Raw genomic sequence first — 14387 nt, 5'->3', positions numbered from 1 at the left:
TACGTGGCTGCTCTTGAACTTCCGCTTGCCCTGACGCAGGGCGACCCCGCCGGGATTGGTCCTGATATTGCAATAGCCGCATGGAAAAACCGCTCCCAGAACGGCATCCGTCCCTTCATTTATGTTGGTGACCGCTCCGTTCTGGAAAGCCGCGCCGCCGTTATCGGCGTCAGCATTTCCGTTCAGGACGCAACGCCGGAAGAGGCTGTTTCGATTTTCGATACGGCAATTCCCGTACTGGATATCCCGGCAGGTTTTGCCGTTCAGGCTGGCGAACCGCATGAAGCGTCGGCTCTGTCAACAATCAAGTGCATCGAGACCGCCGTTCAGCTTTGCCTCGAAGGTCGCGCCTCGGCAATTGTGACCAACCCTGTTGCCAAGTCGATCCTATACAAGGCCGGTTTTGGTTTCCCCGGACACACAGAATTCCTGGCAGATCTGTCGCTTAAACTTGCCGGCAAGCAGGCATTTCCAGTGATGATGATCGCCGGACCGAAACTGAAGGTCGTGCCGGTCACCATCCATATTCCGGTCAAGGATATTGCCGGCCAGCTGACCCAGCAATTGATCGTTGATACATGCCGGGTTGTCGCCAAGGACATGAGAGAGAAGTTTGGCATCGCCTCGCCTCGGCTTGCCGTTGCCGGCCTCAACCCGCATGCGGGCGAGGATGGCGCGATCGGTCACGAGGACCGCGATATCGTACACCCTGCCACCATGCAGCTGCGTGACGAAGGCATCGAGGCCATCGGCCCCCTGCCCGCCGACACCATGTTCCATGATTCTGCGCGCAAGCGTTATGACGTGGCGATCTGCATGTATCATGATCAGGCGCTTATCCCTGCCAAGGCACTTGGCTTTGACGACTCGGTCAATGTCACGCTGGGCCTGCCGTTTATCCGTACGTCGCCAGACCACGGCACGGCCTTCGGCATTGCCGGCCAGGGCATGGCCAGTGAAAGCAGCCTTGTTGCGGCTCTCAATCTTGCGGCAGAGCTTGTCGCACGCCAGCAGATGGCTTCAGCATAATGGCGGCGATTGACGGACTTCCGCCACTGCGCGAGGTCATACAGAAACATGGTCTGGATGCCCGCAAGGCATTGGGCCAGAACTTCTTGTTTGACCTCAACCTGACGCAAAAGATCGCCCGCACGGCCGGGCCACTGGACGGCGTGACGGTTTTCGAAGTTGGTCCCGGACCGGGGGGGCTGACCCGCGCCATCCTGTCACTGGGTGCGAAAAAGGTCATTGCCGTCGAGCGCGACCCGCGTTGCCTGCCGGTGCTGGCCGAGATTTCAGATCATTATCCGGGCCGCCTTGAGGTTATCGAAGGCGATGCGCTCAAAACAGATTTCGCCTCGCTGGTTCCGGCCAGTGAACCTGTGCGTATCATTGCCAACCTGCCTTATAATGTTGGCACGCAATTGCTGGTCAACTGGCTGTTACCACCCGCCTGGCCGCCATTCTGGCTGTCCATGACGCTGATGTTCCAGAAGGAAGTTGGCCAGCGCATCGTGGCGGAAGAAGGCGACAATCATTACGGCCGGCTCGGCGTGTTGAGTGGCTGGAGAACCGCGTCGGAAATGGCATTTGATGTGCCGCCACAGGCCTTCTCACCACCACCAAAAGTCAATTCGACCGTGGTTCATCTTCTCCCCAGGGAAAAACCTTTGCCCTGTGATGTGGCCAAGCTGGAAAAGGTGACTGAAGCTGCCTTTGGTCAACGCCGCAAGATGCTGCGCCAGAGCCTGAAACCACTGGGTGGAGAAACACTGCTGGCAAAAGTCGGGATTGACGCCACGCGCCGTGCGGAGACCCTGTCGGTCGAGGAATTCGTGGCAATCGCCAACGCCCTCTAGTCCAATTTGAAAAATGCGCCTTGTCGTCCGCCCTTTCAGGGCTAACGGAAACCATGCGGCATGGTGCCATGCCGCACGGCGAGTTATGATCAGACCGGCGCTTCGACCAGGATCTTGATCTGGGTCTTTTCCTTGACCAGCGTTTCAAACCCTTCGGCCACGATGTCATCAAGCGCGATGCGTTTGGTGACAAGGCGTTCAGCAGAGAAGTAACCCTGCACCATCAGGTCCATGACTGCCGGGAAGATATCACGGTAGGCTATGATGCCCTTGAGGGTCTTTTCTTTCAGAACGACCGTGTTTGGCTGGAAGCTGGCGTCCTTTTCCCAGATCGACACAATGACCGTCTCGCCTTCATAACGCGTGGCATCAATGCATTGCTGCAGAACGGCCGGCACACCCGTCACCTCGAAAGCGACATCCACACCACCGCCGGACAATTCCTTGATCCTGGCAGCTGCATCTTCCTTGGATGGATCAATAACCGCAGTTGCACCCAGCTCCTTGGCTTTCGCGCCACGCTGCTCGGACAGCTCCACCACATAGATCGACGTTGCGCCGGCCACACGCAGAGCTTCGATGACCAGAAGACCAATCGGCCCTGCACCGAATACGGCGGCTGTACCGCCTGCCTTGAGACTTGAGAGGCGCACAGCATGCAATGCGACAGCAGCAGGCTCCACGAGGGCGCCCTGCTCGAAGGAGAGGCCTTCCGGCATCTTGTGGGTCCAGCGCTCACCAACCACAGTGTAGGCCGAAAAGCCGCCGCCACCGCCGGAAAGGCCATGGAAACCTAGGTCTTCGCACAGATTGTATTTGCCGTGTTGGCAAGCGGCGCATTTGCCGCAGGACAGGATTGGTTCAACCACCACACGGTCGCCGGGCTTGACCTTGGTCACACCCTCACCAACTTCGGCAACCTCACCGGAAAACTCGTGCCCCATAATGATGGGGGCAACATCGTGGCTGACGGCATGCGGCTTATCAACCGGTACGAAAATCGGGCCTGCGACATATTCATGAAGATCGCTGCCGCAAATCCCGGTCCACTTGACCTTGATCTTGACCTGACCGGGACCCGGAACAGGCGTCGGAACATCTTCAATGCGAATATCTCTGGCTTTGTGCCAGCGCGCAGCTTTCATGGTATTCTCCTGTATGCTGTGAGTTCACAACCAGGAGAATACATCGCAAAAATAAGACTGACGTGACTTAGATCAGAAAGGCCACAAAATATGTCGCCTTCCTGCGACACTTTACAGTTGAGGTTCTTCTTCCAGCAACTTGCTCACAAATTCGAACATGCCATGGCGGCGGTCGCGGCGCAGCCGTTCTGCGTAAACAATGCTTTTCACGGAGCGGAATGCATTGTCGAGGTCATCATTGACGATGACATAGTTGTAATCGCGCCAGTGTTCGATTTCCGAGCGGGAGTTCAACAGGCGTGTGCGGATAACCTGTTCGGTATCCTCTGCGCGGCGATGAAGACGCGACTGCAATTCTGTCATGGTTGGTGGGAGAATGAAGATCGACACCACATCGGCCGACATCTTCTCCTGCAACTGCTCTGCGCCCTGCCAGTCGATATCGAACAGCATGTCGCGCCCCTCGGCCATCGCTGTTTCGACAGGTTCGCGTGGCGTTCCGTAAAAATTCCCGTGAACCTCGGCCCATTCCAGCAACTGGTTGGATTCGCGCATGCGTTCAAATTGCGGGATCGTCACGAAATGGTAGTGCTTTCCGGCAATTTCACTCGGACGCTTGGCCCGAGTGGTCACGCTGATGGAGATACCCAAGGTCGGGTCATCTTCCAGAAGATGATGGGCAATCGTTGACTTGCCTGCCCCCGAAGGAGACGAGATCACCAACATCAGTCCTCTGCGGGCGATCTTTTCGGGAGATTTGCTCACCGGTGCCATATATCTACTCCAGATTCTGAACCTGTTCACGGAACTGGTCGATGACCACTTTCAATTCGATACCCGCTTCCGTTACGGCAACGGCATTCGATTTGGAACAGATGGTATTCGACTCCCGGTTAAATTCCTGTGCAATAAAATCAAGCTTGCGTCCAACAGGACCGCCTTTTTTCAACAGTTCTCGTGATGCAACCACGTGAGCGCCGAGACGATCGATCTCTTCACGCAGATCAGCCTTGGTGGCAAGCAGCGCCGCCTCGGCATGCAGGCGGTCACGATCCAGCCCATGCACTCCTTCGCCAAGCTGGGCGAGTTGCGTGGCAAGACGTGCGGCAATTTTTTCCGGCTGGCGGGACGGGTCGTTTTCAACTACCGCCGTCAGGTCGGAAATACGATCAATGTGACCGCTCAGCACCGCAAACAGAGCGGCGCCTTCGCGTTCCCGCATGTCTTTCAATTTGGCCAGCGCGCTGGTGAAACCGGCCAGCAAGTCCCGTTCGCGATGGGCGCGGGTTTCCTCGTCATCTTCAGCCTCGCGAAAATCGACAAGGCCACGAATGGACAGCAGTGTGTCGAAACTCATCGGTCCATCGGCGATGATGCCGCCAAGCTGCGTTTTCAACGTCATGACGGCGTCGAGTGTGTCCTGGTTGACCACGGCTTCCAGCCTGTTGTCGGTCACTGAGACTGACAGGGATGCCTGAATGTTGCCACGCACGAGGCTTTCCCCCGCTAGGCGTCTGACATCGACCTCCAGCGCCTCCATACCTGGCGGCAGGCGCAGGCGCATATCGAGCCCCTTGCCGTTAACGGAACGAAGCTCCCAGACCCAGCGATGGCGACCGCTGGTGCCTTCACTACGGGAAAAACCGGTCATGGATTGCAATGTCATCTTGCCCTCATGGCTAAGGCATTTCAGGTGAACGTGGTTCACCGGAAATGCCCTATCTCTTGTTTGGCGTACTCAAAAGGAAAGGCACCTGCACTTTTCATGCAGGCGCCCGTAACAAACGATCAGTTCGCAGGCTTTTCCGCGTCAGTACCACCCGGCTGGCCATCAACGGCCGTTTCGGGGTTGCCGCCAGCGGCTGCACGTTCCGCCTCGATCTTGCGCCAGCGGCGCACATTGGCGTTGTGCTCATCCAGTGTCTTGGCAAACACGTGTCCGCCTGTGCCATCGGCCACGAAATACAGGTCTTCGGTGCGCCATGGATTGGCAACCGCTTCCAGCGCCGCCTTGCCTGGGTTGGCAATCGGGCCTGGCGGCAGTCCGCGGATGATATAGGTATTGTAGGGCGTTTCCTTCTTCAGGTCGGATTGGTAGATCGGACGATCAGATGGTTTGCCGTCACCACCGAACAGACCATAGATGATGGTCGGGTCAGACTGGATACGCATGCCCTTCTGCAAACGGTTCATGAACACCGAGGCAACATGGGCGCGCTCGTCGTCCTTGCCGGTTTCTTTCTCGACGATGGAAGCCATCGTGACGAATTCTTCAATTGTCTTGACTGGCAGGTCGGCATCGCGCTTGGCCCAGACCTGCTCGATCAGAGCCTTCTGAGCGGCCTGCATCTGCGAAACGATTTCCTGACGTTTGGTGCCGCGCGAGAAACGGTATGTGTCCGGGCGCAGGCTGCCTTCCGTCGGAATTTCGGACGGCAGGTCACCTTCGAGAACCGGATCGTTCAACAGGCGGTCAAACATCTGCTTGCTGGTCAGACCTTCTGGCAGCGACACCGAATAGAGAATCGATTTGCCCGATTCGAGAAGGTTCATGATTTCCTTCATCGAGGCATTGGCCTTGATTTCATATTCACCGGCTTTGAGGCGCTGGCCCTTGCCCATGCTGTCGGTCATGTAACGGAACACACGGCTGTTATCGATGATGCCGCTGCGCTCAAGATTGTTGGCAATATCGAACAGGCTGGCGCCATTGCGCACGATGAAGTGCGTGTTGGTTGCCAGCGGTCCCGGCGACTGGAATGTGTTGATCATGTAGTAGAAGCCGGCCACAGCCACGATACAGCCGATAACCGCCAGGCTCATCAGGAAGTTCAGGAACACGATGAACTGGCCGTGGGCCTTACGCGAGCGCTTCGGCGGGGCTGGAACCTTCTCCGGCCGCAAGGCCTCAGTCGGCGATTTGGGAATGATGGGTCCGGTCTTATTTTCGCCGGAAGCATCACGTCCGAAAGGCGGCTGATTGTTCTGGTTCGTATCGCTCACCGGCGGTCCTTTTCAGTTCTGCATTCCAAATCGGTCTATTTGACCATCCAATACGGCAAAAACAGGTTCGGCAGGCAGTCTGCACAAATTTGCCCATGTTTCGAGGTCGTCTTGCGTAAAATCTATGACGACAGGCCATGGATACAATAACGGGCCGGAAAGCATTTGGTTTTCCGGCCCGCGATGTTCATCGCTTTTTGATTGATTCCGCTACAAACGGCAAGTCACGAAAGTTTGGTCAGCCTTCGTAACGGCGCAGTACGAGCGACGCATTGGTGCCACCGAACCCAAAGGAGTTCGACAGAGCCACATTCACGTCACGCTTGCGGGCCTTATGCGGCACGAGGTCGATCTTGGTTTCGACGTCGGGATTGTCGAGGTTCAGCGTTGGCGGGACGACATTGTCGCGGATCGCCAGGGTCGCAAAAATCGCCTCGATGGCACCGGCCGCACCCAGCAGGTGACCGGTGGCCGACTTGGTCGACGACATGGAGATTTTCGAGGCGGCATCACCAACCAGACGCTCAACCGCGCCCAGTTCAATGGTGTCAGCCATGGTCGATGTGCCATGCGCATTGATGTAGTCGATATCAGCCGCTGTCAGCCCTGCACGCTTCAGCGCCATGGACATGCAGCGATATGCGCCATCACCATCTTCCGATGGAGCGGTGATATGGAACGCATCGCCAGACAGGCCGTAACCCACCACTTCGGCATAGATCTTGGCACCACGTGCCTTGGCGTGTTCCAGCTCTTCCAGAACAACGATACCGGCACCCTCACCCATCACGAAACCATCGCGGTCACGGTCATAGGGACGGGACGCTTTTTGCGGATCGTCATTGTGCTGGGTGGACAGTGCCTTGCAGGCGGCAAAACCGGCCAGCGAAATACGGCAAACCGGTGATTCCGCGCCGCCGGCAACCATCACGTCAGCATCGCCAAGCGCGATCAGACGGGCAGCGTCACCAATGGCATGCGCACCGGTCGAGCACGCCGTGACAACGGAGTGGTTCGGTCCGCGCAGCTTGTGGCGAATGGACACCTGGCCGGACACCAGATTGATAAGACGTCCTGGAATGAAGAACGGCGATACACGACGTGGTCCCTTGTCGCGCAGGGTGTAACCCGCTTCAACAATACCTTCGAGACCACCAATACCAGAACCGATGAGAACACCGGTCATGATCTGGTCTTCGTCCGTTTCAGGATGCCAGTTGGCATCGGCCAGCGCCATGTCGGCGGCTGCCATGCCATAAACAATGAAAGGATCAACCTTGCGCTGTTCCTTCGGTTCCATCCAGTCATCTGGATTGAACGTACCATCGGAGCCATCTCCGAGAGGAATGCGGCAAGCAATTTTTGCTGGAAGATCTTCGACTTCGAATTCGGTTACAAGACGGGCACCGTTCTGGCCGGCCAATAGCCGTTCCCACGTTACTTCCGTTCCACACCCAAGAGGAGATACCATGCCGGTACCGGTGATAACGACACGCCTCATCGCCAACGCTCCACCCTATAGAATTCACATGTCTATGATAAAACTTTGGCCCGGAACTTGCCGGGCCAAGGCAGGAAGGATCTCACCTTCCCTCATTACGATCGATTAGGCCTGAGCCTTTTCGATGAACTTTACAGCGTCGCCAACCGTCAGGATGGAGTCCGCAGCGTCGTCTGGGATTTCAACGCCGAATTCTTCTTCGAAGGCCATAACCAGTTCGACCGTGTCGAGCGAGTCAGCGCCCAGATCGTCGATGAAGCTTGCGCCTTCAACAACCTTTTCGGCGTCAACGCCAAGATGATCAATTACAATTTTCTTTACGCGTTCTGCGATATCGCTCATGTCGGTTTCCTCGACCTTTATCCTTGAAGGGCTGCCTGACGGCACCCTGCCCTGTTAACACCCGCATGCGCCGTTCAAATCCGGCACCGAGGGCAAACCCTTTTACCCCGCCCAAAGCTAGCCATAGTCACAAAAAAGAGCAACCATCGCCTGTTCCCGACGGGACAACTGTTCACAGTCTTCGCCCGCTTAACATGGTTTCATTCGGGCGAAAAGACTGAAAATCGCGCCACACACCGCACTCTACAGACTATTTAAGCCTGACAATGCCTATGGGCATAACGCGTGTCACGCAAAGCGGAAAGCCGTTTTGCGCTGGCGACACGCGAAACGTGTAACCTTAGATCATCGCCATGCCGCCGTTGACGTGCAGGGTCTGCCCCGTCATGTAGCCAGCCTCGTTGGACGCGAGATAAAGCACAGCGGAAGCAACTTCAGCGCCGGTCCCCATGCGCTTCATGGGAATGGCACCCATGATGGCTTCTTTCTGCTTGTCGTTCAGCTTGCCGGTCATGGCCGATTCGATAAAGCCAGGCGCCACGCAGTTGACCGTGACGTTACGGGTCGCGATTTCCTGGGCCAGCGACTTCGAAAAGCCGATCATGCCGGCCTTGGAGGCACAGTAGTTTGCCTGGCCTGGATTGCCGGTTACGCCAACGATCGAAGTGATGTTGATGATGCGGCCAAAACGGCGGCGCATCATCGGATGTGTCAGTTCGCGCGTCAGGCGGAACATCGCCGTCAGGTTCACTTCCAGAACATTGTCCCAGTCTTCATCGCTCATGCGAACAAATAGGCCGTCCTTGGTGATGCCGGCATTGTTGACCAGAATATCGACGCCTTCCAGCTCGGCTTCAGCCTTTTCGCCCAGCGCCTTGACTTCAGCGCGGTCGGACAGGTTGGCCGGGAAAATCTTGACGCGGTCGCCAAGCTCGGCAGCCAGTGCTTCCAGCTTTTCGACACGGGTGCCGTGCAGGCCGACAGTTGCGCCCTGCGCATGCAGCATACGAGCGATTTCTTCACCGATGCCACCGGTTGCGCCGGTGACGAGAGCTTTGCGGCCAGTCAGATCAAACATATTCTTTTCCTTATCCAGAAATGCGCGCAGCATTCAGCCCAGAAGAGTTGCAATCGCGGCGTCGATATCCGCAGCCGAGTTGACCGCAATACCATTCACCGTCTTGTCGATGCGGCGGGCAAGACCCGTCAGCACCTTGCCGGAGCCAATTTCATACAATTGAGTCACATCATTGGCAGCGAACCATTCAACGGTTTCGCGCCAGCGAACCTGTCCCGTCACCTGCTCGACCAGAAGTCTGGCGATTTCCTCGGCGTCTGTCACCGGGGCGGCGCGCACATTGGCAACCACAGGTACGACAGGGCTGTTTTTGGTGACACCAGCCAGAGCCTCACGCATTGCGTCGGCAGCAGGTGCCATCAGTGCGGAATGGAACGGTGCGGAGACTGGCAGCATGATGGCGCGCTTGGCGCCCTTTTCCGATGCCAGCGCAGCCGCCTGTTCAACAGGAGCCTTGGAACCGGAGATCACCAGCTGGCCACCGCCATTGTCATTGGCGATCTGGCAGACGCCGCCAACGGCCGCTTCGTTGCAGATTGCTTCCACATCACCATGCTCAAGGCCGATGATGGCAGCCATGGCGCCCTGACCGACCGGAACGGCCGCCTGCATGGCGTTGCCGCGAATACGCAGAAGGCGCGCAGTATCGGCCAACGAGAATGTGCCGGCAGCGCAGAGTGCCGAATATTCGCCGAGCGAGTGACCGGCGACAAAGGAAACCTTGTCGGCAAGGTTCAGTCCCTTGGCTTCCAGTACGCGCATGACGGCAACGGATACCGCCATCAGGGCTGGCTGGGCATTGGCGGTCAGTGTCAGGGTTTCTTCCGGACCATTCCACATGATGTCGGAAAGCTTCTGGCCGAGGGCCTCGTCAACTTCTTCAAAAACCGAACGTGCTTCAGCGAAATTCTCGGCAAGATCCTTGCCCATGCCAACGGACTGGCTGCCCTGTCCGGGAAAGGTGAAAGCGATTTTCATGAGGTATTTCCTGTTTTTCCGGTTATTTTTTGCTTTCCAATTCACGCAATGATGTACGGAGTCAAGTGCGATGAAGCCTAGAAACTGCGGATTCACAAGTCCTTTGAGGTTTATACCCGGTTGGAAAGGCCAATATTTTTGACTTGCGTCAACGCAATTCCTTCCTAAATTCCAGGTCCCTCCCTTCCTCTTCAGCACGTCAGGAATTTCAGTCATGAAATATAACACCCTCGGCCGCACGGGCATATCCGTGTCGGAGATCTGCCTTGGCACCATGACATGGGGCACACAGAACACAGAAGCACAGGCGCACGAACAGATGGATTACGCCATCGAAAACGGCGTCAATTTCTTCGATACAGCCGAATTATACCCGACGACGCCGGTCTCAGCCGAAACGCAGGGCCTGACCGAAGACTATATCGGCACATGGTTCGAAAAAACCGGCAAACGCAGCGAAGTCATTCTGGCCACCAAGGTTGCCGGCTCGGGTCGTCCTTATATTCGTAATGGTCGCGACATCGATGCCGTGGGCATCCGCGAAGCCGTCGACACCAGCCTGAAGCGCCTGCGCACTGACTACATCGACCTCTACCAGATCCACTGGCCAAACCGTGGCACCTACCATTTCCGCGGTGTATGGGGTTTTGATGCTTCGGGACAGGATACGAATCGCACACTTGCTGAGATCAACGAAAAGCTCGAAACACTGGGCGAGTTGGTCAAGGCCGGGAAAATTCGTGCTATCGGCCTTTCCAACGAAAGCGCATGGGGCACGCAGAAATATATTGATCTGGCCGAAGCCAAGGGTCTGCCGCGTGTTGCCAGCATTCAGAACGAATATAACCTGCTCTATCGTTCGTTCGACCTCGATCTGGCCGAAGTTGCGCATCATGAAAATGTTGGCCTTCTGGCCTACTCGCCGCTGGCTGGCGGCATTTTGACCGGCAAATATCAGAACGGCGCACGGCCGGCCGGTTCGCGGGGCACCATCAACACCGATATTGGCGGTCGTCTGCAGCCGTTGCAGGAAGTGCCTGTTAAGGCCTATCTCGATCTGGCTAACCAGCACGGGCTGGATGCAGCACAGCTGGCCATCGCCTTTACACTGACCCGTCCGTTCATGGCGTCTTGCATTATCGGCGCAACCACGATGGAGCAGTTGAAAACAGACATCGCCGCCAAGGACGTAACACTGTCCGACGAGGTTCTGAAAGCGATTGCTGCCATTCACCGCCAGTACCCGATGCCAATCTGATTCTATAAAGCGCGGTAGCCCACAGGCGTTACCGCGCTCCTCAATCTGCCTAACTACCCATCGGTACCTGGCATGACTGTGCGACAGCCCTTTTCAGTCAACGTCTAAATGAAGACTTCAACAGCAGCCAATTAAAGACCTCAGTGTTAAAAGCATTGCCAGACGGGCGTTTCTACAGTGCCTTTTTGCTGCGAAGTCTTGCAATACAGCCCAAAATGCGTATAAGCGCGCTGTTCGCAACATCCGGTCTTATGGCTGGTGGCTGAACGGAGGGCTGGTTTCGTTTTCGAAACAGCAGGAACCATAAGGTTTTTCCGGCCTCCCGTGTCTCCGCTCTCGACCGTCTCGAACAACGCTTTTCTTGCCATCGGGTTTTCCCGCTCAAGAGCAGTCGTTGAGGCTTAGCGCCGTAACCGGGTGAGAACAAAACGCAAGAAAGGCAAGCTACTATGGCTCTTTATGAACACATCTTCCTTGCTCGGCAGGACATTTCCGCCCAGCAGGTTGACGCACTTGTAGAACAGTACAAGGGCGTTATCGAATCGTTCGGCGGCAAGGTTGGCCGTGTCGAGAACTGGGGCCTCAAGTCCCTGACATACCGCATCAAGAAGAACCGCAAGGCTCACTACGCCCTGCTGGACATCGATGCACCGGCTGCTGCCATCCACGAAGTAGAGCGTCAGATGCGCATCAACGAAGACGTTCTTCGTTACATGACCATCGCTGTTGAAGCTCACGAGGAAGGCCCATCTGCTATGATGCAGAAGCGCGACCGTGACGACCGTCCACGTCGTGATGGCGACCGTCCAGAGCGTTCTGACCGTGGCCCACGTGAAGGCGGCTTCGAGCGCGCTCCACGTCCACGCGCAGACCGTGCATAAGCGTTAAGGAGAAAAAACAATGGCTGACGCATCCTCTTCTCAGGCACGCCGTCCTTTCCACCGCCGTCGCAAGACGTGCCCTTTCTCCGGCGCTAACGCACCGAAGATCGACTACAAGGACATCCGTCTTCTGCAGCGCTACATTTCTGAGCGTGGCAAGATCGTTCCTTCCCGTATCACAGCCGTTTCGCAGAAGAAGCAGCGCGAACTCGCTCAGGCGATCAAGCGTGCACGCTTCCTCGGCCTGCTGCCATACGTTGTAGCATAATGATTTTTGGCGAGGCTGCACCTTGTGCGGCCTCGTCTTTCTACCAGGCAACTGACTTTTAATCAGTCGGTGGCGACTTCGAATTCCTTCCGCGTTGGGCGCGGATCGAGACTAGACACAAAACCCATGTTGGGGACGACGTTTAAAAAGACGGTCCTCTAACTGCTATAGAAGCAGGACAGCGACGTGAAACAGTTGAACCAGACAGTGCTGATTGCCGGTATTCTTGCCGGTATTGCCGCCGTGTTTCTGACACTTGGCGCAAGTCAGCGTTCGTCTTTTTCGTTCCTGCTTTATGCCGCATCCGCCATGCCCGTTTTCATTGCCGGTCTCGGCTGGGGCAACCGCGCTGCCATTACAGCCGTTGTGACCGCCGTCATCCTGGGCTCCATCATCGCCAACCCACCGTTCGCGGGGGCTTTGGCAATCTTTACGCTGATTCCGGCCGCGTGGATTTCGCATCTGGCCAATCTGGCACGCCCTGCTTCGGAAATCGGTGGACCGGAAGATCTGCTGGCCTGGTACCCACTCTCCGGCATCATTCTGCATCTCTGCGTGATCATCAGCATCGCCGTCATCATTCTTGGCTACATCATCGGCTATGGCCCGGAACTGGTGTCGCAAATGGTTGACCTGATGATGTCATCGGTGACCGCACAAGAACCCTCCTTCTCCCCTGACCAGTTGGCGCTTGCCCAGACAAAGGCATTGATGGTGCTGATGCTGCCAATCGTGCAGGGTGGCATCTGGGTCATTCTGTTGTTTGCGGCCTATTATTTTGGCAGCCGTCTTGCTGGTTCCTTTGGTAAGGCTCTTCGTCCACGCGAAGACATTCCGGCCGCTCTGCGCATGCACCGTAACGCCGTATTCGTGTTCCTTGCCAGCATCGTGGCAACCTTCCTTGGTGGTGCTATCGCCATGTGTGGTGCCGTGGTTGCAGGCACGTTCGGCGCGGGTTTCCTGATGTCCGGATTTGCGTCACTGCATTACCGTTCTCGCGGCAAGGAATGGCGTTTGCCAGTTCTGCTGCTCGCCTATCTTTCAGCGGTCTTCATGTTTCCGCTGCTCATCATTCTCGTCCTCGGCATGAGTGACGTGCGAAGCACGATCTCTCTGACACCGATGCGGAAAACAGACACAACAAACGAAACCAACACTTAAAACTAGAAAGGATCAAGAAGATGGACGTTATTCTTCTCGAACGCATTAACAAGCTCGGTCAGATGGGCGAAGTCGTCAAGGTTCGTGACGGTTACGCACGTAACTTCCTGCTGCCGCAGGGCAAGGCACTGCGCGCCAACGCAGCCAACAAGACCCGTTTCGACGCTGAGCGTGCAACGCTCGAAGCTCGTAACCTCGAGCGCAAGTCCGAAGCCGACAAGGTTGCAGCAGCACTCGAAGGCAAGTCCTTCGTTGTTGTTCGCTCCGCAGGCGAAACCGGTCAGCTCTACGGTTCTGTTGCTGCTCGCGACGTTGCTGAAATCCTGTCGGCAGAAGGCTTCACCGTTGGCCGTAACCAGGTTGAGCTGAACACACCGATCAAGACCATCGGTATCCACAACGTTACGCTTCACCTGCATTCCGAAGTTGAAATCTCGGTTGAACTGAACGTTGCTCGTTCTGCTGAAGAAGCTGAGCGTCAGGCCAAGGGCGAAAGCCTCACCTCCGCTGACGCTATCTACGGCGTTGACGAAGACGCTCTGCGTCCAGAAGATTTCTTCGACCCAGAAGCCGAAGGCGACTTCGACAACGAATAATCTTTTTAGCCCTCGGGCTGAAAAACAAACCCCGGATGGCAACATCCGGGGTTTTGTCGTTTTGGGGCAATGAAAAGACATTGGTGATGGCCGCCTCTCCGATTGAGGAAAAGGCGGCCGGGCAGCGGCCAGAATTACTCTGCGACCGTCTCTGCAGCGTCAGGAGACTTGCTCTTGTCGATGCGTACCACCACGGACATACCAGGTGTGAGTTCGCCAGCCACCTCCTGACCGGGATCGATGGAAACCCGCACACCGATGCGCTGGGCAATCTTTACGAAGTTGCCGGTGGCATTGTCCGGCTTGATCACCGAGAA

At 56.5% G+C, this 14387-nt stretch carries 15 protein-coding genes and 1 pseudogene; 7 read left to right on the top strand and 9 right to left on the bottom strand.

Going from position 1 to position 14387, the window contains the following annotated elements; all coding sequences use genetic code 11:
- Positions 1 to 3: 3 nt before the first annotated feature.
- Together pdxA and rsmA are read left to right on the top strand one after the other, a co-directional pair.
- Positions 4 to 1029 (top strand): 4-hydroxythreonine-4-phosphate dehydrogenase PdxA, encoded by a 1026-nt coding sequence (pdxA, locus tag RT613_RS20340; protein WP_313618200.1) that lies wholly within the window; start codon positions 4 to 6, stop codon positions 1027 to 1029.
- A complete protein-coding gene (gene rsmA, locus RT613_RS20335; RefSeq protein ID WP_313618199.1) occupies positions 1029 to 1859 on the top strand; it encodes a 16S rRNA (adenine(1518)-N(6)/adenine(1519)-N(6))-dimethyltransferase RsmA in 831 nt (276 codons plus the stop codon). The genes pdxA and rsmA overlap by 1 nt, the downstream gene beginning before the upstream one ends.
- Positions 1860 to 1948: 89 nt before the next feature.
- On the opposite strand, the gene RT613_RS20330 is transcribed toward rsmA, so the two are convergent.
- The 8 genes from RT613_RS20330 to fabD form a co-directional block, all read right to left on the bottom strand.
- A complete protein-coding gene (locus tag RT613_RS20330) occupies positions 1949 to 3004 on the bottom strand; it encodes a 2,3-butanediol dehydrogenase (protein WP_313618198.1) in 1056 nt (351 codons plus the stop codon).
- 111 nt (positions 3005 to 3115) lie between these two features.
- The gene (gmk, locus tag RT613_RS20325; RefSeq protein ID WP_313618197.1) at positions 3116 to 3778 is read right to left on the bottom strand and encodes a guanylate kinase; all 663 of its coding nucleotides are present in this window, start codon (positions 3776 to 3778) and stop codon (positions 3116 to 3118) included.
- A 4-nt stretch (positions 3779 to 3782) separates the two neighbouring features.
- Positions 3783 to 4670: a YicC/YloC family endoribonuclease gene (locus RT613_RS20320; RefSeq protein WP_313618196.1), complete on the bottom strand. Its 888-nt coding sequence runs from the start codon at positions 4668 to 4670 to the stop codon at positions 3783 to 3785.
- A gap of 122 nt (positions 4671 to 4792) precedes the next feature.
- Complete coding sequence (mltG, locus tag RT613_RS20315) at positions 4793 to 6007, bottom strand: endolytic transglycosylase MltG (protein WP_313618195.1); 1215 nt, start codon at positions 6005 to 6007, stop codon at positions 4793 to 4795.
- Between the two features lie 238 nt (positions 6008 to 6245).
- Positions 6246 to 7508 (bottom strand): beta-ketoacyl-ACP synthase II, encoded by a 1263-nt coding sequence (gene fabF / locus RT613_RS20310; RefSeq protein WP_313618194.1) that lies wholly within the window; start codon positions 7506 to 7508, stop codon positions 6246 to 6248.
- A 105-nt stretch (positions 7509 to 7613) separates the two neighbouring features.
- The gene (locus tag RT613_RS20305) at positions 7614 to 7850 is read right to left on the bottom strand and encodes an acyl carrier protein (RefSeq protein ID WP_027507378.1); all 237 of its coding nucleotides are present in this window, start codon (positions 7848 to 7850) and stop codon (positions 7614 to 7616) included.
- A gap of 340 nt (positions 7851 to 8190) precedes the next feature.
- Positions 8191 to 8928 (bottom strand): 3-oxoacyl-[acyl-carrier-protein] reductase, encoded by a 738-nt coding sequence (fabG, locus tag RT613_RS20300; protein WP_313618193.1) that lies wholly within the window; start codon positions 8926 to 8928, stop codon positions 8191 to 8193.
- Between the two features lie 33 nt (positions 8929 to 8961).
- Positions 8962 to 9906, bottom strand: a complete 945-nt coding sequence (fabD, locus tag RT613_RS20295; RefSeq protein ID WP_313618192.1) for an ACP S-malonyltransferase — start codon at positions 9904 to 9906, stop codon at positions 8962 to 8964.
- Between the two features lie 214 nt (positions 9907 to 10120).
- Here fabD and RT613_RS20290 point away from each other — a divergent pair, with 214 nt between their 5' ends.
- From RT613_RS20290 to rplI, 5 genes are all read left to right on the top strand, one after another.
- A complete protein-coding gene (locus RT613_RS20290; RefSeq protein WP_313618191.1) occupies positions 10121 to 11164 on the top strand; it encodes an aldo/keto reductase in 1044 nt (347 codons plus the stop codon).
- 449 nt (positions 11165 to 11613) lie between these two features.
- On the top strand, positions 11614 to 12045 hold the full coding sequence (gene rpsF / locus RT613_RS20285) for a 30S ribosomal protein S6 (RefSeq protein WP_313618190.1): 432 nt from the start codon (positions 11614 to 11616) through the stop codon (positions 12043 to 12045).
- A 19-nt stretch (positions 12046 to 12064) separates the two neighbouring features.
- Positions 12065 to 12313 (top strand): 30S ribosomal protein S18, encoded by a 249-nt coding sequence (rpsR, locus tag RT613_RS20280; RefSeq protein ID WP_192487431.1) that lies wholly within the window; start codon positions 12065 to 12067, stop codon positions 12311 to 12313.
- Positions 12314 to 12499: 186 nt separating this feature from the next.
- The gene (locus RT613_RS20275; protein ID WP_313618189.1) at positions 12500 to 13474 is read left to right on the top strand and encodes a DUF2232 domain-containing protein; all 975 of its coding nucleotides are present in this window, start codon (positions 12500 to 12502) and stop codon (positions 13472 to 13474) included.
- Positions 13475 to 13494: 20 nt separating this feature from the next.
- Positions 13495 to 14070, top strand: a complete 576-nt coding sequence (gene rplI / locus RT613_RS20270) for a 50S ribosomal protein L9 (RefSeq protein ID WP_313618188.1) — start codon at positions 13495 to 13497, stop codon at positions 14068 to 14070.
- Positions 14071 to 14204: 134 nt separating this feature from the next.
- Here rplI and RT613_RS20265 read toward each other — a convergent pair.
- Positions 14205 to 14387: pseudogene (locus tag RT613_RS20265) on the bottom strand (HlyD family secretion protein); the annotation flags it as partial.

Source organism: Agrobacterium sp., from assembly GCF_032092815.1.
Taxonomy (GTDB): Bacteria; Pseudomonadota; Alphaproteobacteria; order Rhizobiales; family Rhizobiaceae; genus Agrobacterium.
The sequence above is the reverse complement of the archived record's forward strand: the minus strand, read 5'-3'. Positions and strand labels throughout refer to the sequence as shown.

Bases quoted from the DNA above. Each gene is read 5' to 3' on its own strand.
- fabF (WP_313618194.1), bottom strand. From the start codon at position 7,508: ATGAGGCGTGTCGTTATCACCGGTACCGGCATGGTATCTCCTCTTGGG.
- rplI (WP_313618188.1), top strand. From the start codon at position 13,495: ATGGACGTTATTCTTCTCGAACGCATTAACAAGCTCGGTCAGATGGGC.
- RT613_RS20320 (WP_313618196.1), bottom strand. From the start codon at position 4,670: ATGACATTGCAATCCATGACCGGTTTTTCCCGTAGTGAAGGCACCAGC.
- rpsF (WP_313618190.1), top strand. From the start codon at position 11,614: ATGGCTCTTTATGAACACATCTTCCTTGCTCGGCAGGACATTTCCGCC.
- RT613_RS20305 (WP_027507378.1), bottom strand. From the start codon at position 7,850: ATGAGCGATATCGCAGAACGCGTAAAGAAAATTGTAATTGATCATCTT.
- RT613_RS20330 (WP_313618198.1), bottom strand. From the start codon at position 3,004: ATGAAAGCTGCGCGCTGGCACAAAGCCAGAGATATTCGCATTGAAGAT.
- rsmA (WP_313618199.1), top strand. From the start codon at position 1,029: ATGGCGGCGATTGACGGACTTCCGCCACTGCGCGAGGTCATACAGAAA.
- fabG (WP_313618193.1), bottom strand. From the start codon at position 8,928: ATGTTTGATCTGACTGGCCGCAAAGCTCTCGTCACCGGCGCAACCGGT.
- RT613_RS20290 (WP_313618191.1), top strand. From the start codon at position 10,121: ATGAAATATAACACCCTCGGCCGCACGGGCATATCCGTGTCGGAGATC.
- rpsR (WP_192487431.1), top strand. From the start codon at position 12,065: ATGGCTGACGCATCCTCTTCTCAGGCACGCCGTCCTTTCCACCGCCGT.
- fabD (WP_313618192.1), bottom strand. From the start codon at position 9,906: ATGAAAATCGCTTTCACCTTTCCCGGACAGGGCAGCCAGTCCGTTGGC.
- gmk (WP_313618197.1), bottom strand. From the start codon at position 3,778: ATGGCACCGGTGAGCAAATCTCCCGAAAAGATCGCCCGCAGAGGACTG.